Here is an 18284-nt window from a genome sequence, read left to right as displayed (position 1 = left end):
CCCCCATAAATCTTGCCTATGGCGAACCTGTGGCCCGGCGGCAACCCAAAAACCGGCCCCGGCTATTCGGCGGCCTCGTCGGAGAGGAGGATTTCGCGCTTGCCGGCATGGTTGGGGGCGCCGACCACGCCTTCCTTCTCCATCCGCTCCACCAGGGACGCCGCCCTGTTATAGCCGATCTGAAGCCGGCGCTGGATATAGGAAGTGGAACACTTCTTGTCGCGCAGCACCACCGCGACGGCCTGGGAATAGAGGTCCTGCCCCTCTTCCCCGAACGAACCCTTGTCGAACACCGCGCCGTCCTCGCCCTCTGCCCCGTCCTCGGAGAGGTCGGCGGTCACGGCTTCGAGATAATCGGGCGCGGCCTGGGCCTTGAGATGCTTCACCACGCGCTCGACCTCGTCGTCGGAAACGAACGGGCCATGCACGCGGCTGATGCGGCCGCCGCCGGCCATGTAGAGCATGTCGCCCTGACCGAGCAGCTGTTCGGCGCCCATCTCGCCGAGAATGGTGCGGCTGTCGATCTTGCTGGTCACCTGGAATGAGATGCGGGTCGGGAAATTGGCCTTGATGGTGCCCGTGATCACATCCACCGAGGGGCGCTGGGTGGCCATCACCAGATGGATGCCGGCGGCGCGCGCCATCTGCGCGAGGCGCTGGATGGCACCCTCGATTTCCTTGCCGGCGGTCAGCATCAGGTCCGCCATCTCGTCGACGATCACGACGATATAGGGCAGCGGCCCCAGCTCCATTTCCTCGCGCTCATAGATGGCTTCGCCGGTCTCGTGGTCGAAGCCGGTCTGCACCGTGCGGGCGAGGCTCTCGCCCTTCTTCTCGGCCTCGGAGACACGGGCGTTGAAGCCGTCGATGTTGCGCACGCCGAGCTTGGACATCTTCTTGTAGCGGTCCTCCATCTCGCGCACCGCCCATTTGAGCGCGACCACCGCCTTTTTCGGGTCGGTCACCACCGGGGCGAGCAGATGGGGGATGCCGTCATAGACGGAGAGTTCCAGCATCTTGGGATCGACCATGATCAGCCGGCACTGTTCCGGCTTCAGCCGGTACAGCAGCGAGAGGATCATGGTGTTGATGGCCACCGACTTGCCCGAGCCGGTGGTTCCGGCCACCAGCAGGTGCGGCATGCGGGCGAGATCGACGATCACCGGCTCGCCGCCGATGGTCTTGCCGAGCGCGATGGCGAGCTTCTGCCCGCTGTCGCCGAAATCCTTGGTGGCCAGCAATTCGCGCAGAAGCACCTTCTCGCGCTTGGCATTGGGCAGTTCGATGCCGATCGCGTTGCGCCCCGGCACCACGGCGACGCGGGCAGAAATCGCGCTCATGGAGCGGGCGATATCGTCGGCGAGGCCGATCACGCGGGACGACTTGATGCCCGGCGCCGGCTCCAGCTCATAGAGCGTCACCACCGGGCCCGGCCGCACCTGGCCGATTTCGCCGCGCACGCCGAAATCATCCAGCGTGCCTTCCAGCAGCTTGGCGGTGTCGGCGAGCGCTTCCTCGCTCATGGTCGGCCCCTTGGACGGGGGCGGGGCGCCCAGCAATTGCAGGTCCGGCAGGCGATAGGCGTGAGGACGGCCCCGCCCTTCGCGTCCCCCCTCGCGCGCGCCTTGGCGCGTGCGGGCCGCGGCCGCGCGTCCGCTCGCCGCGCGCGGTGCGGGCTCGGCGGGCATGATGTCGGAATCATCGTCCTGTTCGTCGACGCGGCGCACGCCGCCGAGGGCCGGCGCCTCATGGGCGGGACCGGCATGGAGGCGCGGTTCCACGCGGCCCTGGTCGTCCACCGCGCGGCGCTCGGAGGCGAACATCTCGCGGGCGAAGGCGCCGATGGCGGCCGCGCGCACCGGCGCCGACTTGCCGTCGGCAAGTTTGCCACCGGAAAGCTTGCCGGCGGCGGGCATGGCGCCCGCCGAGCGACCACGGCGGCGGCCGAACAGGCGGGCCTTGGCGGAAAGAAAGGTATGGGTGAGCGCGCCCAGCGAGATCAGCCGGCGGTCGGTGTCCTCGAAATCCTCATCCTCGTCGTCCGCCCCCTCGGCATCGGCGTCCTGGCGCTTCGGCGCGCCGCCCCGGCAGGCGAAGGCCAGCCCGGCCACGCCGCCGACCGCCCCCACGCCGCCCACCAGAACCGCGTCGAGGCCGCCGGACCAGCCGCCGTGGAACACCGCGACCAGGCGCGGGAACAAATCGCCGATCACGCCGCCAAGGCCGGTCGGCACCGGCCATGCGCCGAACGTGGGCAGGGCGCTCAGCAGCGCGCTCATGCCGAGCACGCCGAGCGTGAGCGCGCCCGCGCGCAATTGCTCGCCCCGCAGCGGGCGATGGGTCAGCAGCCGCCAGCCCCAATAGGCGAGCGGCAGCAGCAGGAACAGGCTGGCGAGCCCGAGGCCCTGCATCAGCAGATCCGCGACGATGGCGCCGGGACGGCCGAGCAGGTTCTTCACCTGCGCGCCGCTGGCATTGGACAGGCTCGGGTCGCTCGCGGTCCAGGTGACCATGGTGGCGAGCGCGAACAGGCTCGCTGACAGCAATGCCGCGCCGCAGATCTGGCTGGAGCGGCGCCGCACCGCGCCGCGCACGCTTTCGGGGATGAAATCCATGCCGAGCCCATGGCGCAGGGCCATGGCGGGGGCGGGACGACGGCGAGCCGGGGCCATGCGCGGAAGCTCCCTTACCCTAGCCCGGCGAGCAGGCGCGAGAGCACCTCCCCGCACGTGGCGAGATCCTGCACCAAGGCGACCCGCAGATAGGGATCGCCGGCATTTATGCCGTTCGCATCGGGGCGGGCGAGATAGCCGCCGGGCACGACGCGCAGGCCCTGTTCCTTCCACAGCCGCAAGGTGGCCGCTTCCCCGCCGCCCGCCGCCGAGGCGTCGAGCCACAGGAAGAAGCCGCCGCCGGGCCGCTCATAGCCGAAGCGCCCGCCGAGCATCTGGTCGGCGAGGTCGAATTTCTGCACATAAAGCGCGCGCGAGGCCTCCACATGGGCTTCGTCCCCATAGGCGGCGATGCCCACCGCCTGGAGCGGTTCGGGCACCTGGGGCGCGGCGACCCAGCGAAACGCGAGGAACGCTTTCTGGAAGTCCGCATCCCCGGCGCAGAAGCCGCAGCGCAGGCCCGGCAAGGACGAGCGCTTGGACAGCGAGTTGAACGCCACAACGCCGGAAAAATCGCTGCCGCACACTTCCAGGATGCCGGTGGGCTTTTCCGCCCCGAGATAAATCTCGGAATAGCATTCGTCGGAAAACAGATAGGTGCCGTGGGCGCGGGTGATGGACAGCAGCCGCTCCAGATAGGCGCGCGAGGCGATGGCCCCCTGCGGATTGGCGGGCGAGGCGATGAACACCGCCACCGCGCGCGCCATCAGGTCGTCGTCGAGGGCGTCGAGGTCCGGCAGCCAGCCGGAGTCCCGGGTGGTGGGCAAGGGAATGGCCTCGCAGCCGGCGGCCTCGGCGCCCGCCGCATAGGCGGCATAGAAGGGATTGGGCAGCAGCATCACCGGCCGGCCGCCGCGATCCCCGGTCAGGCGACGGGCAACGATGGCGGCGGAGACGAGGCCCTCGCGCGAGCCGTTCAGCACCAGCACTTCGCGGTCCGCATCCACCGGGCGGGCGAGATCATAGCGCCGGCCGAGCCATTGGGCGGCGGCGGCGCGGAACGCGGGCGTGCCCTCGGCGCGGGGATAGCGGCCGAAGCCGGGCAGGGCGCCGGACAGCACCGGGCCGACGAAATCCGGCATGGCATGCTGCGGCTCGCCCACCGCAGCGCTCAGGGGCGCGCGGCCGGGCTCCGTCCCGGCCAGGAGATCGGCGAGGCGGATGAAGGGGGAACGGCGGTCCGGGGGAGCGGAAGGAGCGGGCACGGTTATCGGTATCGTCTCGCACGATTGGGGTTACCGCGAGAATGCCGAAACTCGGTTAAGAACCGCCTAAGCATCCCCGACGCCTATCGACACGCCCCTGCCGCAGCGGCATGCTGCGCCCCGTCGCGGACCAAGGACGCCCCCAGCGCCGCCGCGGCCGGACCGAGGGTTCAGGAACGCCAATTCCGCCCTCGGCCTGAAACGATTAAAATCAAGCTCGGGAGACACCACCCATGGCAGGGAGCATCATGCGACCCCTTGCGCCGGCTTTGCTCGCGCTCAGCCTGTTCCACGTTCCGGCGGCTTATGCCGACGACCTCAGCTTTTCCCAGGAGGCGCTCAAGCGCATCCCCGTGGCCATGCAGCGGGAGATCGACAAGGGCACCTTCCCCGGCGCGGTCACGCTGATCGCCCACGATGGCAAGATCGTGCATTTCGAGGCCCATGGCTTCCTCGATGCCGCCAAGACCAAGCCCATGACCAAGGATGCGGTGTTCCGCGCCTTCTCCATGACCAAGCCGTTCGTCTCGGTGGCGGCGATGATGCTGGTGGAGCGCGGGCAGCTCAGCCTGCGCGATCCGGTGGGGCAATATATTCCCGAGATGAAGGCGATGAATGTCATCGCCGAGAAGAAGGACGAGGCCGGCAAGACCGTGCGCGAGGTGGTGCCTGCGAAAAACCCCATCACCATCCAGGATCTGCTGCGCCACACCTCGGGCCTCACCTATTCCGGCAGCGCGCCGTTCCCGGAAATCAAGGAGGGCTATGTGAAGGCCGACATTGAGAGCCGCAATGGTGATCTTTCTCCGGAAGCCTTCGTGAGCGGCCTCGCCAAGATCCCGCTCGCCTATGAGCCGGGCACGCGGTTCGAATACGGCCTTTCGGTGGATGTGCTGGGCGTGGTGGTGGAGCGCGTGAGCGGCAAAAGGCTCGACGTGTTCCTCGACGAAAACCTGTTCAAGCCGCTGAAGATGAAGGACACCTCGTTCCAGCTCACGCCCGCCCAGGCGCCCCGGCTCGCCGATGCGCTCGATGCCGATCCGCAAAAGGAAGCGGGCTGGAAATGGGTGCGGGTGGACCAGGACCCCGGCAAGCGATACCGGCTCGGCGGCGCCGGCACCGTCACCACGGCGGAGGATTATTTCCGCTTCTCCCAGATGATGCTGAACGGCGGCGTGCTGGAAGGCGTGCGCATCCTCTCGCCCAAGACCGTGGATTTCATGCTGTCCGACCATCTGATCGGCCTCGGCGGCTCCACGGCGGCGAGCACAGGGCCGGGCTATGGCTTCGGGCTGGGCTTCGCGATTCGCCGCTATGAGGGGTTTGCGGTGGCGCCGGGCTCGGTGGGGGATGCCATGTGGGCGGGGGCCGGCGGCACCTTCTTCACCATCGACCCGAAGGAGGAGATCGTCGGCGTGTTCATGTCCGCCGCGCCGTCGCAGCGCGTCGTCACCCGCATGCTGTTCAAGAACCTGCTCTACGGCGCGACCGTGGATTGAACGCGCGCCGGCCGGGGTCACGCCCGGCCGGTTTCGCCCTCACACCGGCCAGACCTGGGGGCGGGCGAGCACCAGGCGGGCGGCGGCGCTGTCCTTGTTCATCTGGGCGATCAGCGCGTCGATGTCGTCGAACTTCAGTTCCGGCCGCAGATAGCCGTGGAACGCCACATCCAGTTCGCGGCCATAGAGATCGCCGACAAAATCGAACAGGTGCACTTCCAGCAGCGGGCGGCCATTGTCGAACGTGGGCCGTCGGCCGTAGCTCGCCACCCCATCCACCACCTGCCCGTCGAACCGCGCGCGCACCGCATAAATGCCGAAGGCGAGCTGGGTTCCCGCCGGCATGGCGAGATTGGCGGTGGGATAGCCGAGGTCGCGGCCGCGCTTGTCGCCGTGGATCACGGTGGCGCGCACGCTCCAGGGCCGGCCCAGCATATGGGCGGCATGGCCCACCTGCCCGGCGGCGAGCGCATTGCGGATGGCGCTGGAGGAAATGGGATCGCCCTCGTCCAGGGCCGGTTCGACCACCTCGACGGGAAAGCCGAGGCGCGCGCCCGCTTCGCGCAGGAAGGCGGGCGAGCCGGCGCGGGCGCGGCCGAAATGGAAATCGAAGCCCACCACCACGCCCGACACGCCGAACCGCCGCACCAGGATTTCCTCGACGAAATCCTCCGCCGTCACCCGCGCCAGCGCGGCGTCGAACGGCAGCACGATGGCGCCGGCAAGTCCGGTGCGGGCGAGGCAATCCAGCTTCTGCTGGCCGGGGGTGAGGCGGAACAGGTTCGCGTCGGGCTGGAAGAAGCTGCGCGGATGCGGCTCGAACGTCAGCGCCGCCGCAGGGCGCCCCAGCGTCTGCGCCATCGCGAGCGCGGCATTGATCACCGCGCGGTGGCCGCGATGCACGCCGTCGAAATTGCCGATGGCGAGAACCGGTCGCGCGATCCGCGCGGGGATTGGCGCGATGCCCTGGACGACGGGAAAGGAAGACTCGGAAGGATCGGACATCGGCAGGGGCGGCCGGCACAATGGAGGGGAGGCAACCCTTCGCGCGCGGACCCGTCAGCGTCAAGCACGGGATTTTGCGTAAAGCCCGCCCCGGGCATCCCGGCGCCGGGGTCACGCTCGTGCGCAGCGCCCCATGGCCGGCCCGGCGGCTCTCCTTACCCGTCCCTTACCATGCCAGGCGAGGCATGACGCCGCGCGGGTGGGCGTGATCGGAAAACAGATTGGCCAGCGCCTCGGCATCGGGCTCGCTGCCGTTTTCCCCGTGCAATTCCTCGGCATGGATGCCGCTCGATATGAACAGGCTGTCGAAGCCGGCGGCCGTGGCGCCGATGATGTCGGTGCGCAGCGCATCGCCGATGGCGAGCACCCGCTCGGGCCGGACCGGCGCGCCCCCGAGCGCGGCCGCGCGGCGCAGCGCCACCTCATAGATCGGCTTGTGTGGCTTGCCGCAATAGATCGCCCGCCCGCCGATCTGCTCATAAAGCTGCGCCAGCGCGCCGGCGCAATAGACCAAAGTCTCGCCGCGCTCCACCACCAGGTCGGGATTGGCGCACACGAACAGCAGGTCGCGCGCCTGCATGGCGGCGAGCCGTTCGGCATAATCCTTGGGCGTTTCCACATCGTCGTTCAGCAGGCCGGTGCAGACCACCAGCTCGGCGTCCGCAAGGCTGGTCGGCGTCACGTCGAGCCCGTCGAACGTGCCGAGGTCGCGCGGCGGGCCGAGGTGGAACAGCTTCACGCCCGGCCGCGCCGCCAGCACGTCGCGCGTCACGTCGCCGGAGGTGACGATGCCGTCATAAGCGGTGCGCGGTACGCCGAACCCGTCCAGCATGGCGATGACGAAGGCGTTCGGGCGCGGGGCGTTGGAGACCATCAGCACCCGCGCGCCGCCCGCGCGGGCGCGCTCCAGGGCCGCGCCGGCGGCGGGAAACGCGGCGAGGCCGTTATGCATCACGCCCCACACGTCGCACAGGATCAGGTCGTAATCGTCTGCAATCTCCGAAAGGCCGGAAACCAAACGGGGGGCGACGAGCTTATCCTTGGCGCCATCGATCATGGCCTGTCTCCTTGCTCACTTGCGGCAGGCGGGTTGGCAGGGAGGTGCCACGGCGGCGCCGGCGCCACAAGGAAAACCATGCCGCAGCGCGGGAAATGCCCGTGCGTCATACGCATTTCCGCCCTGCGGCAAACGCGGACGTGCTTTCCATGCCGCCGGTGCGGCTGACATTCATCAGAGAGGAAGTCCCATGTCCTTTGAAACCGTCTTCACCGCCACCGCCGTTTCCCACGGGGGCCGTCGCGGCCATAGCGAAACCACCGACGGCTCGGTGAAGGCCGACCTCGCCATGCCCAAGGACGGCGTGCTGGAACCCGGCAAGACCACGCCGGAACATCTGTTCGCCGCCGGCTATGCGGCCTGTTTCGGCGGCGCGCTCGAAGCCGTGTCCAAGGCCAAGGGCGTGGATGCGCGCGGCGCGGAAGTCACGATTGCCGTGAGCTTCGGCAAGGTGGAAGGCGGCTTCGGCCTCGCCGCCCGGATCACCGGCAAGGTGCCCGGCAAGAGCGCGGCCGAGGTGCTCGACCTGCTGGAGGCGGCCCACAAGGTGTGCCCCTATTCCAAGGCCGTGCGCGGCAACATCGAGGTGGAACTCGCCGCCGCCTGATCCCCGGCGCGGGTGCGGGGCCCGCGCTCCGCATCCGCCCGCCGCGCTGGTTCGCCGTGCCCGCGCGCAGGGTGCGGATTCATCTGCGCCGAACGTTCGGGCGAAATGCCGGTTTTATGCCCCGCAGAGCCGCGGCGAAGCCCCACGAAACCACTGTTCGTCCGCGCTAAGCTATTGTTTCACGTGAAACATTTTAGCGCGGCCGGAGCTTTGGACCGCGCTTTAACCCTTGGCGGCGATGCCCGGCAAGGCGTGCACCAGGGCGCGGAAGGCGTCTCCGCGCACCTCGAAATTGGGATATTGGTCGAAGCTGGCGCAGGCCGGAGAGAGCAGGACCACCGCATCCTCAAGGCCCGAGGCCGCCGCATCCCGCGCCGCCGCCGCAACCGCCGCATCGAGGGTTCCGACCTCCACATGCGGTACCTTTTCGCCCAATGTCGCGGCGAAGGCAGGCGCCGCCTCGCCGATCAGATAGGCCTTGCGCACCCGGTCGAAGAACGGCGCGAGCGGTTCGATTCCGCCCGCCTTCGCCTTGCCGCCGGCGATCCAGAACACGTTGTGAAAGCTCAGCAATGCCCGCTCCGTGGCGTCGGCATTGGTGGCCTTGCTGTCGTTGACGAACAGCACGTTTCCAAGCTGCCCCACCTCTTCCATGCGATGGGCAAGGCCGGGAAAGCGCCGCATGCCGATGGCGATCACCTCCGGCGCGAGGCCGATGGCGCGGGCGCAGGCATAGGCGGCCGCCGCATTCTGCGCATTGTGCGCGCCGCGCAAGGAGCCGATGCCGGCGAGCGAAAGCCGCTCGCGCTCGACCCCGCCTTGGCTCCAGACGATGTCGGACCCGTCGCGCCAGATGCCGTCGGCAAGGGGCCGCTCCACCGAAATGCGCACCACATGGATGCCGGCCTGCTCGGCCCGCTCCGCGATGGCGGCGGAGAACTCATCATCCACGCCGACCACGGCGGTGCCGCCCTGTTCCACCCCGGCGATCAGCCGTTCCTTGACCGCGCCATACTGCTCAAGGCTTCCGTGGCGATCCAGATGGTCCGGCGTCAGGTTCAGATGCACCCCGACGGAGGGGTCGAGGGAGGGGGTAAGGTCGATCTGGTAGGAGGAGCATTCCACCACATGCACCCGCGCCACCCCCTTGGGCGGGGCGAGCGAAAGGATGGCGGTGCCGATATTGCCGCCCATCTGCACATCGCGTCCGCCCACCGCCAGCAGATGGGAGATCAGCGCCGTGGTGGTGGATTTGCCGTTGGTACCGGTGATGGCGACGAACGGGGAATGGCGCGCGATGGCCCGCCGCTCGCGGCAGAACAATTCGATGTCGCCGATCACCTCCACGCCCGCCGCCTTGGCCAAGTCCACCGACCAATGGGGCGCGGGATGGGTGAGCGGCACGCCGGGGGAGAGCACCAGAGCCGAAAGGCCGGACCAGTCGACGGCATGCAGATCCTGCACCGGAATGCCGTGCGCGGCCGCCTTCTCGCGGCCCGCCGCGCCGTCGTCCCAGGCGATGACGCGGGCGCCGCCCTCCAGCAGCGCAAGCGCGGTGGCGAGGCCGGAGCCGCCGAGCCCGAGCACGGCGACGCTGCGATCCTTGAAACAGGTAACGGGAATCATGGAAGGGCAACCTGACGAAAACGTGCCGTCAGCACTAGACCCCGGCAGCCCGCGAGGGAAGCCGCCGAGATGACGCGCCGGCTCATTGCCGCGCGTTTTGCATGCGCCTCAGCGCAGCTTGAGGGTGGCGAGGCCGAGCAGGGCGAGCACCACGGCGACGATCCAGAAGCGGATCACCACCTGGGATTCGGTCCAGCCCAATTGCTCGAAATGATGGTGGATGGGCGCCATGCGGAACACCCTCTTGCCCGTGAGGCGAAACGAAATCACCTGCACGATCACCGAGATCGCCTCCAGCACGAACAGCCCGCCGATCACCGCCAGCACGATTTCATGCTTGGTCGCCACCGCCACCGTTCCGAGCAGGCCGCCCAGCGCCAGCGAGCCGGTGTCGCCCATGAAGATCTGCGCGGGCGGCGCATTGAACCACAGGAAGCCCAGCCCCGCCCCGATGATGGCTCCGCAGATCACCGCCAGTTCGCCGACGCCGGCGACATAATGGATCTGCAGATAATCCGCGAACAGCACGTTGCCGGAGAGATAGGCGATGACGCCGAACGAGCCGGCGGCAATCATCACCGGCACGATGGCCAGTCCATCGAGCCCGTCGGTCAGGTTCACCGCATTGCCGGCGGCGACGATCACGAAGCCGCCGAACAGCACGAAAAACCAGCCGAGATCCAGCAGCAGGTCCTTGAAGAAGGGGAAGGCGACCGACGTCGAGAGCCCGGACTTGCCGGCATGGACGATGGCGATCACCGCCAGCCCGCCGATCAGCGCCTCGGCCGCGAGCCGCGCCTTGCCGGAAAAGCCGGCGTGGGTCTGCTTGGTGACTTTGAGATAATCATCATAAAAGCCGATCACCCCGAACCCCGCCGTCACCGCCAGCACCGCCCAGACATAGGGATTGGAGAGGTTCGCCCACAAAAGCACGGCGACCATCAGGCCGGAGAGGATCATCAGCCCGCCCATGGTGGGCGTGCCTTTCTTGAGCAGATGGGATTGCGGCCCGTCGGAGCGGATCGGCTGCCCCTTGCCCTGCTTGAGGCGCAAGGTGGAGATGATGGACGGCCCGAACAGGAACACGAACAGCAGCGCCGTCACGATCGCCCCGCCGGTGCGGAAGGTGATGTAGCGGAAGACGTTCAGGCCGGGGAAGAGGTCGTGCAGCTGCGAGAGCCATTGAAGCATTTAACTATCCTTCGAGCAGCGCCTCGTCGGGCGTGCGGAAGCGTTCGGCCAGGGATTTCACCAGCGGCCCCATGCGGCTGCCGTTGGATCCCTTGACCATCAACGTGTCGCCGGAGCGGATGGCGGAAGACAGGAGCTTGGTCAAGGCCTCGGCGTTCGGCGCATAGCCGCCCCGCATATTCGAGGGGAGTGCGCCCCACAATTCGTGCATCAGCGGACCGGAGGCGAAGACAAGGTCGATGCCGGCCGCGCGCAACGGCGCGACAAGCTCGCGATGATGGCGCGGGCCGTCGGTGCCCAGCTCCAGCATGTCCCCGAGCACTGCGATGCGCCGGCCGCGCGGCCCCACCGGGGTGCGGCTCAGCACGTCGATGGCGGCGCGCATGGAGGCGGGATTGGCGTTGTAGCTTTCGTCCAGCAGCGTCGCGGTGCCGCCGGCGACCGCCAGCTCGATGGGCACGCCGCGCCCCGGCGGCGGCTTGAGGGCCGAGAGGGCGAGCGCGGCCAGCGCGAGGTCCGCCCCCAGCAGCTTCACCGCCGCAAGCACGGCCAGGACGTTCTGGATGATGTGTCGGCCGGGCGTACCCACCTTCAGCGTCAGCCGGGTGCCCAGCACGTCGGCCACCAGCGTGGAGCAGGTCGCCTTCAGGCACATGTCCACCAGGCGGACGTCGGCGCCCGCATCGGCGCCGAAGGTCACGATGCGGGCGACCCCCTTGGCCTGCGCGGCCGCCTTCAGGCGGGCGAACTGGGGATTGTCGATATTCAGCACCACCGCGCCGCCGGCCTCCAGCCCGTTGAAAATCTCCGCCTTGGCGTCGGCGATCTCCTCGATGCTGGAGAATTGGGCGATGTGCACCGGCTCCACCGTGGTGATGATCGCCACCTGCGGGCGCACCAGGCGCACCAGCGGGGTGATCTCGCCGGGATGGTTCATGCCGATCTCGAACACGCCATAGCGCGCCTCGCGGGGCAGGCGGGCGAGCGAGAGCGGCACGCCCCAATGATTGTTGTAGGAGGCGGCGGAGGCGTGGGTCGGGCCGTCGGCGCTGAGCGCGAGGCGCAGGGCTTCCTTGGTGGTGGTCTTGCCCACCGAGCCGGTAACCGCGACGATGCCGGCCTGCGAACGGGCACGGGCCGCAACGGCGGTGGCGCGCAGCGCCTCCAGCACGTCGTCCACCAGCAGCAGCGGCGCATCGGGAGCGAACGCACCGGAAGCGAGCGCCTGGGCCCTGTCGCGCGCGACCACGGCGAGGGCGGCGCCATTCTCCAGCGCCCGGCCGACATAGGCATGGCCGTCGCTGTTATCGCCGGTGATGGCGAAAAAGGCATCGCCGGGGGCGAGCGTGCGTGTGTCGATGGACAGGCCGGTCACGCCCGCGGGGGCTCCGCGCACGGCGCCGCCGGTGGCCGAAACCAGTTCGTCCAGGCTGTACAGCTGCGACACGCTCATGCGCCCATCTCCCCCATTGCGGCGAGCACCGCCCCTTTGTCCGAGAACGGAAGGGTTCGATCGCCCACGATCTGGCCGGTTTCGTGACCCTTGCCCGCGACAACCAGAGCATCTCCAGGTTGAAGCATCGTGACCGCAGCGCGGATCGCTTCCGCGCGATCGCCGATGTCCACAGCATCGGGGGCGGCGGCGCGGATCTCCGCGCGGATGGCGGCCGGCACCTCGCTGCGGGGATTGTCGTCGGTGATGATGACGATATCGGCCTTTTCCGCCGCGATGGCACCCATCAGCGGGCGCTTGCCCCGGTCGCGGTCGCCGCCGCAGCCGAACACCACGATCAGGCGCCCCGTGACCGCCGGCCGCAGGGTATCGAGCACCGTGGCGAGCGCCTCGGGCTTGTGGGCATAGTCCACGAACACCGGCCGCGCGGCATCCTCGCCCACCCGCTCCAGCCGGCCGGGCACGCCGGTGAGGCCGGTGAGCGCGTCGAGCGCCTCATCCGGCGGCACGCCGCAGGCCCAGGCGAGGCCGGCCGCGAGCAAGGCATTGTCGGCCTGGAACCGCCCCATCAGCGGCACCACCACCTCGTCGCCGCCATTGAACAGGATACGCTGCGACACCCCTTCCGCGACGATCGCGCGCACGTCGAAATCGCCGCCATGGCCGATGGTGAGCAAGGGGAGGCCGCGCGTGCGCGCCCAGGCCAGGGTGGTCCGCCCATAGGGCGCATCCAGCCCCGCCACCGCAGGCGCGCCATCGGGCAGCAGCTCGGTGAAGAGGCGGAGCTTGGCGTGGTAATAGGCCTCCACGCTCGGATGATAATCGAGATGGTCGCGGCCGAGATTGGTGAAACCGCCGGCGGCCAGTTGCACGCCGTCCAGCCGGCGCTGGTCGAGCCCGTGGGAGGAAGCTTCCAGCGCCATATGGGTGACGCCCTGCCGCGCCAGCCGGTCCAGGGTCTGATGCAGTTCCACCGGATCGGGGGAGGTGAGCCCGCCATAGGTGGCGCTGCCCGGCGCGATCAGCCCGAGCGTGCCGAGATAGGCGGCCTTGAAGCCGAGATGCGCCCACACCTGCTGCAGGAAATAGGCGACCGAGGTCTTGCCCGCCGTTCCTGTCACGGCCGCGATCGTGCCCGGCGCGCGCGGGTGAATACGCGCCGCCGCCAGCGCCAGCGAACGCCGCACGTCGAGCGAAAAGGCAAGGCTTGCCGTGCCGATCGCCGGCATCTCGCCCTGCGGTTCCATGAGCACGGCGGCCGCCCCCCGGGCGAGGGCATCGGCGATGAAGCGTCCGCCATCCACCTTGGTGCCGGGAATGGCCACGAACAGGAAGCCGGGCTGCACCTTGCGGCTGTCCGCAGTGAGGCCGGTCAGCGGCACCTGCATGCGTCCCGCGACGATTCGCGCGTGCCCCGACAGGACCTGCGCCAAGTCCGAGGACCCGGTGGGAGATGTCAGCTCCGACGGTGCGGACGCGGGGTCGCTCATGCCGTCTTGTCTCTCCTCGCCCGCGACGCGCGGGGCCGGGTCACTGGCGGTCGGCCACCTTCTGGCGCGCCATGCCGAGCATCTGGTCCGCGGTCGGTAAATTCTGGCGCGGCATCACACCCAGCATGGGGGCGATGCGCTCCACGATCTTGCCTGCGGCGGGCGCCACGTTCCAGCCGGCGGTGGCATAGCCATGGGTTTCCGGCAAAGGCTGCGGCTCGTCCAGCATCACCAGAACCAGATATTGCGGCTTATCCATGGGGAAGACGGCGGTAAAGGAGGTGAGCAGCTTGTTCTTGGCATAGCGGCCGTTCACCACCTTCTCCGCGGTCCCGGTCTTGCCGCCGACATAATAACCCGGCACCTCGGCCTTGGTCGCGGTGCCCTTCTCCGCATTGAGGCGCAGCAGATAGCGCATCTTGTCGGAGGTTTCCGGCTTCAGCACTCGCACCGCCACCTTCTGCGCCTCCGCCTGGGAGCGCTTGAGGAAGGTCGGGGGAATGAGATAGCCGCCGTTCATCATGGAATTCACCGCCATGACGGCCTGCAGCGGGGCGACCGCGATGCCGTGGCCGAACGCGATGGTGGCGGAGTTCAGCTCGCCCCAGCGCTTGGGCACGATGGGTTCGGCGCTTTCCGGCAGCTCGGTGCGCAGGCGGTCGAGCTGGCCCATCTTCTTGAGAAATGCCTTGTGGGCCTCGACGCCCAGCGACAACACCATCTTCGCGGTGCCGACGTTGGAGGAGACGAGGAAGATCTCGGGCACCGAGAGCACGCGATTTTCAGCGTGATAATCGTGGATGGCGAAGCGCCCGAAATGCATGGCGCCGCGCGCATCAAAGGTGGACGTGAGGCCGATCTTGCCGCTGTCGAGCGCCATGGCGAAGGACAGGGCCTTGAAGGTGGAGCCCATCTCGAACACGCCGGTGGTCAGGCGGTTGAGATAATTATTGTCCCTTGGATCGCCGCCCACATTGGGATCGAAGTCGGGCAGCGAGACCATGGAGATGATCTCGCCGGTGCGCACGTCAGTGACGACGCCCATGGCCGCCTTGGCCTTGAACTTCTCCTTGGCCGCCACCAGCTCGTCGCGCACCGCGTTCTGCACGCGGATGTCGATCGACAATTGCACCGGCTCCTGCTGCCGGTCGCTGGCGAAGCCGGCGAGGTGCAATTCGGCGAGGCCGCGTCCGTCGATATATTTTTCCAGCCCGGCGATGCCCTGATTGTCCACGTTCACCCCGCCGATGACGTGGGAAATGGTCGGTCCATCGGGATAGATGCGGCGATTTTCCCGCACGAAGCCAATGCCCGGCAGGCCGAGCCGGTAGATGGCGCGCTGCTGGGCCGGGGTGATCTCGCGCTTCAGCCAGGCGAAACCCTTGCCGGAATTGAGGCGCGCGCGCGCTTCCGCGACGTCGAGGTCCGGCAGCACCTTAAGCAGTCCCTCCAACGCTTCGTCGGGATCGATCAGGCGCCGGGGTTCGGCGAACAGGGATGGCGACTTCACGTCGATGGCGAGGGTGTCGCCGTTGCGGTCGATGATGTCGGGCCGTGCCGATGCGACCGCTTCCGAGCCGCCGCCGCGCGTGCCTTGCGGATCGGAGGTGATGGCCATGAACACCAGCCGGCCGGCAATCACCATGAACACTAGGGAGAACGCCGCCACCAGCAATTGCAGGCGGGCGCGGGTCACCGTCTGGGCATCCACCCGGTCGAGGCCAAACAGCGCGCGCACGGTGCCGCGCGCAAACGCGAACGCGAACCTCACGGTACCGACCGCCAGCCGCACCAGCCCCATGCCGAGGCCATAGATGATCCGCGCCAAGCGATGGCTGACGCGGCGGACGATATTGAAGAAGAACAGGAAGATGCCGCTCACCAGCCGCCCCGCGAGGCGGCCTGCTGCGCCGCCGACGGCGCGCACCGGTGCGGGCACCTTGGACAGGTCGATCTTTTTCAGCAGTTCGGCGGGCGCGACCATGGGACGGCCTCCTCAGCGATTGGCCGGGAGCGAACCCGGGGGAAGCATGGGGGCGAGGGTGTTTTCGGCCGGCGCTGCCGAAGGTGGCGGCGCATAGGAGGGCGAAGCATAGGACGGGGACGCGTAGGACGGCGCCGGCGCCACCGGCTTCGGCGCCCAGAACGGCAGGTTCGGCGCGCTCTGCTGGCGCGGCGCGGCCGACGCCACGGGCGCCGCCGGCTTCGGGCGCACCGGCGCATTGGCCGGGCGGAGGGCGGAGCTTGAGGGCAGGACGGCCGCGCCGCCGCCGGTGGGCAGGGCGGTGGCAGAAGACGCGGCGCTGGAGGGCGCGGCCGGCTCCGCTTTCGCGGCGGCGGGTTTGCCGACCGAGGACGTGGTTAGCGGGGTATCGACCAGGGCTTCGAGCATGCCGCCGATGGAATCGGAATTGGTGGCAGGCTTTTCCGGCAGGCCGTCGAGCGAGGAGATGGCATCGACGCTCAGCGGCTGCAGGTCGAGGTGGCGCTGCACCAAGCCCTGGATATAGATCGGCGAGGTGCGGCGCGCCCATTCCGCGCGCATGACGGCGATGGCATCGCGCTCGCTGCGGATGGACTGGCGCAGATGGGCCAGGCGCTCCGCTTCCGCCATGGAGGCGTATTTCACCTGGTAGACCACCCCGGCGGTCACGAGCAGAGCCAGGACCATCACGAGGTTGGCGACGCGAAACATCAAGTCCGTCTCCGACCACGGCGTTGAGAAAGCTCGGCAGGGAGCACCCCTGCGAGATCGCCCTCCTCATGCGCCGGGGCTTGCGTGCGCTCGGCCGCGCGAAGCTTCGCGGACCTGGCACGCGGATTTTCTGCCACTTCGTCGGGGTCGGGCTCCACCATCCCCTTTGACAGGAGGCGGAAGGAGGGGGCCGGCCCCTCGGCTTGCGGCAGATGACGCGAGGCGGACGGTGCCTTGCTCCGGTGTGACAGAAAAGTCTTAACGATCCTGTCCTCAAGGGAATGAAACGTCACCACCACCAGCCGGCCGCCGGGCTTCAGGGCCCGCTCGGCGGCGGCGAGTGCGGTGGCCAATTCGTCCAGCTCCTCGTTCACGGCAATGCGCAGGGCCTGGAAGGTGCGGGTGGCGGGATGCATTTCGCCGGGCTTCGCCCAGACCACTTTCGAGACGATGTCGGCGAGCTGGGACGTGCGGGTGATGGGGGCTTCCGCCCGCGCCTGCACGATGGCCTTGGCGATCTGGCGCGAGAGCCGCTCCTCGCCCAGGGTCCAGATGACGTGCGCAAGATCGGCTTCCGGCAAGGTGGCGACGAGATCGGCGGCGGACGGCCCATCCGATCCCATGCGCATGTCGAGAGGGCCGTCCCGGCGGAACGAGAAGCCGCGGTCCGCCTCGTCCAGCTGCATGGAGGAGACGCCGATATCCAGAACCACGCCGTCCAGCGGGGCAAAGCCCATGGTCTGCGCGAGGATATCGAGCTGGGAGAAGCGATCCTCCACCAGCACCAGGCGGCCGTTTGATTCGAGCACCAGCCCGGCGCCGCCGGCGATGGCGGTGCGATCACGGTCGATCGCCATCACCCGGCAATCGGCCGCCTGGAGGATGGCGCGGGTATAACCTCCCGCGCCGAAGGTGCCGTCGACATAAGTGCCGGCATCCTTCGGCGCGAGGTGCGCGAGAACTTGCGGCAGCATCACAGGAAGATGACGGGCCGGTCCGCCTGCGGCGTCGGTGGGCCCGACCCCGCGGCCCGTTTTCATCCCAGATTGCTCCCTTCGTTCTCCGCTCTGGAACCGAGCGCGCGCCGAAGCTGACGCACCTTCTCCGTGGCCTCCGCGAGATGGGTGCGAAAACGCTCCGGTTCCCAGATTCGAAACTTGTGTCCAAGCCCCACGAACGCCACCGCATCCGTGATGGAGGCGTGGGCCTTCAGGGTCTCGGTCAGCATGACCCGGCCTTCCGGATCGATCTTCAAGGTCTCGCTGGTGCCATAGAGGGCGGCGGCCAGCTCTTCGCGCGCTTCCGAATAGGGCGGATAGCGCGCAATCAGCGTGTCGATCTCCGCCAGCAGGCGATTGCCGCCGGCATCGAGCGCCGGCTCGGCCAGGCTCGGATGGCAATAGAGAAATTCCGCCCCGTCCTTGGCCAGCACCGCGCGATAGGGCGCCGGGATGGAAACCCGCCCCTTGGCGTCCAGGCGCATGGTGTAGGTGGACACGAAGCGGTCCATGGCGCCCGTGACCCTTTCCGCGCTCGATCCCAAACCCCGACACGGCCCCGCCGGACGAACCGGCGTGAACGGAGGTGGCGCGCGAAGCGCCGAACCATTCATATGGGTGTTTATGGGGTATCATGGGATCAGATGGGCCGTCAACGAATCCGCATGGGACAGACACAGGCATTTACGGTCCGTACACCTTAAGAAATGTTGAAATTGCCGATGCGCGCCGGTGTGGCGCGCGCTATTGCGTGTGCCCTGTCCGCCCGCGTGAGTTGGGCAGGCG

14 protein-coding genes are annotated in these 18284 nt (G+C 68.5%); 2 read left to right on the top strand and 12 right to left on the bottom strand.

All coding sequences use genetic code 11. The features are described from left to right. Window positions 1-62: 62 nt before the first annotated feature. A complete protein-coding gene (locus V5G24_RS20140) occupies window positions 63-2672 on the bottom strand; it encodes a DNA translocase FtsK (protein ID WP_394084902.1) in 2610 nt (869 codons plus the stop codon). Window positions 2673-2686: 14 nt separating this feature from the next. Next, window positions 2687-3883 carry an aminotransferase class I/II-fold pyridoxal phosphate-dependent enzyme gene (locus tag V5G24_RS20135; RefSeq protein ID WP_394085119.1) on the bottom strand — a complete coding sequence of 399 codons (1197 nt, stop codon included), beginning with the start codon at window positions 3881-3883 and terminating at the stop codon, window positions 2687-2689. 242 nt (window positions 3884-4125) lie between these two features. Between V5G24_RS20135 and V5G24_RS20130 the strand changes: the two genes are divergently transcribed. Continuing rightward, on the top strand, window positions 4126-5376 hold the full coding sequence (locus tag V5G24_RS20130; RefSeq protein ID WP_509292261.1) for a serine hydrolase: 1251 nt from the start codon (window positions 4126-4128) through the stop codon (window positions 5374-5376). Window positions 5377-5415: 39 nt separating this feature from the next. Here V5G24_RS20130 and V5G24_RS20125 read toward each other — a convergent pair whose 3' ends face one another. Together V5G24_RS20125 and V5G24_RS20120 are read right to left on the bottom strand one after the other, a co-directional pair. Continuing rightward, window positions 5416-6381: a bifunctional riboflavin kinase/FAD synthetase gene (locus V5G24_RS20125; RefSeq protein WP_394084904.1), complete on the bottom strand. Its 966-nt coding sequence runs from the start codon at window positions 6379-6381 to the stop codon at window positions 5416-5418. A gap of 166 nt (window positions 6382-6547) precedes the next feature. Continuing rightward, window positions 6548-7438: a TIGR01459 family HAD-type hydrolase gene (locus tag V5G24_RS20120; protein ID WP_394084905.1), complete on the bottom strand. Its 891-nt coding sequence runs from the start codon at window positions 7436-7438 to the stop codon at window positions 6548-6550. A gap of 190 nt (window positions 7439-7628) precedes the next feature. On the opposite strand from V5G24_RS20120, the gene V5G24_RS20115 reads away from it, so the two are divergent. After that, entirely contained in the window at window positions 7629-8045 is a 417-nt protein-coding gene (locus V5G24_RS20115; RefSeq protein ID WP_394084906.1) for an Ohr family peroxiredoxin, read from the top strand. Between the two features lie 222 nt (window positions 8046-8267). Here V5G24_RS20115 and murD read toward each other — a convergent pair whose 3' ends face one another. The 8 genes from murD to V5G24_RS20075 form a co-directional block, all read right to left on the bottom strand. Beyond that, window positions 8268-9671: a UDP-N-acetylmuramoyl-L-alanine--D-glutamate ligase gene (gene murD, locus V5G24_RS20110; RefSeq protein ID WP_394084907.1), complete on the bottom strand. Its 1404-nt coding sequence runs from the start codon at window positions 9669-9671 to the stop codon at window positions 8268-8270. A 108-nt stretch (window positions 9672-9779) separates the two neighbouring features. After that, window positions 9780-10862 (bottom strand): phospho-N-acetylmuramoyl-pentapeptide-transferase, encoded by a 1083-nt coding sequence (mraY, locus tag V5G24_RS20105; protein ID WP_394084908.1) that lies wholly within the window; start codon window positions 10860-10862, stop codon window positions 9780-9782. Window positions 10863-10866: 4 nt separating this feature from the next. Further along, complete coding sequence (locus V5G24_RS20100; protein ID WP_394084909.1) at window positions 10867-12315, bottom strand: UDP-N-acetylmuramoylalanyl-D-glutamyl-2,6-diaminopimelate--D-alanyl-D-alanine ligase; 1449 nt, start codon at window positions 12313-12315, stop codon at window positions 10867-10869. Then, window positions 12312-13703: a UDP-N-acetylmuramoyl-L-alanyl-D-glutamate--2,6-diaminopimelate ligase gene (locus tag V5G24_RS20095; RefSeq protein ID WP_445322304.1), complete on the bottom strand. Its 1392-nt coding sequence runs from the start codon at window positions 13701-13703 to the stop codon at window positions 12312-12314. Before V5G24_RS20095 ends, V5G24_RS20100 begins: the two co-directional genes overlap by 4 nt. A gap of 142 nt (window positions 13704-13845) precedes the next feature. Then, on the bottom strand, window positions 13846-15606 hold the full coding sequence (locus tag V5G24_RS20090; RefSeq protein WP_394085120.1) for a peptidoglycan D,D-transpeptidase FtsI family protein: 1761 nt from the start codon (window positions 15604-15606) through the stop codon (window positions 13846-13848). Between the two features lie 195 nt (window positions 15607-15801). Next, window positions 15802-16500: a cell division protein FtsL gene (gene ftsL, locus V5G24_RS20085; RefSeq protein WP_394085121.1), complete on the bottom strand. Its 699-nt coding sequence runs from the start codon at window positions 16498-16500 to the stop codon at window positions 15802-15804. After that, window positions 16500-17540 carry a 16S rRNA (cytosine(1402)-N(4))-methyltransferase RsmH gene (gene rsmH, locus V5G24_RS20080; protein WP_394084911.1) on the bottom strand — a complete coding sequence of 347 codons (1041 nt, stop codon included), beginning with the start codon at window positions 17538-17540 and terminating at the stop codon, window positions 16500-16502. The genes ftsL and rsmH overlap by 1 nt, the downstream gene beginning before the upstream one ends. Then, the gene (locus V5G24_RS20075) at window positions 17537-18010 is read right to left on the bottom strand and encodes a division/cell wall cluster transcriptional repressor MraZ (RefSeq protein ID WP_394084912.1); all 474 of its coding nucleotides are present in this window, start codon (window positions 18008-18010) and stop codon (window positions 17537-17539) included. The genes rsmH and V5G24_RS20075 overlap by 4 nt, the downstream gene beginning before the upstream one ends. Window positions 18011-18284 lie beyond the last annotated feature (274 nt).

The sequence above is a fragment of the Roseixanthobacter finlandensis genome, assembly GCF_043195105.2.
Taxonomy (GTDB): Bacteria; Pseudomonadota; Alphaproteobacteria; order Rhizobiales; family Xanthobacteraceae; genus NCEH01.
The sequence above is the reverse complement of the archived record's forward strand: the minus strand, read 5'-3'. Positions and strand labels throughout refer to the sequence as shown.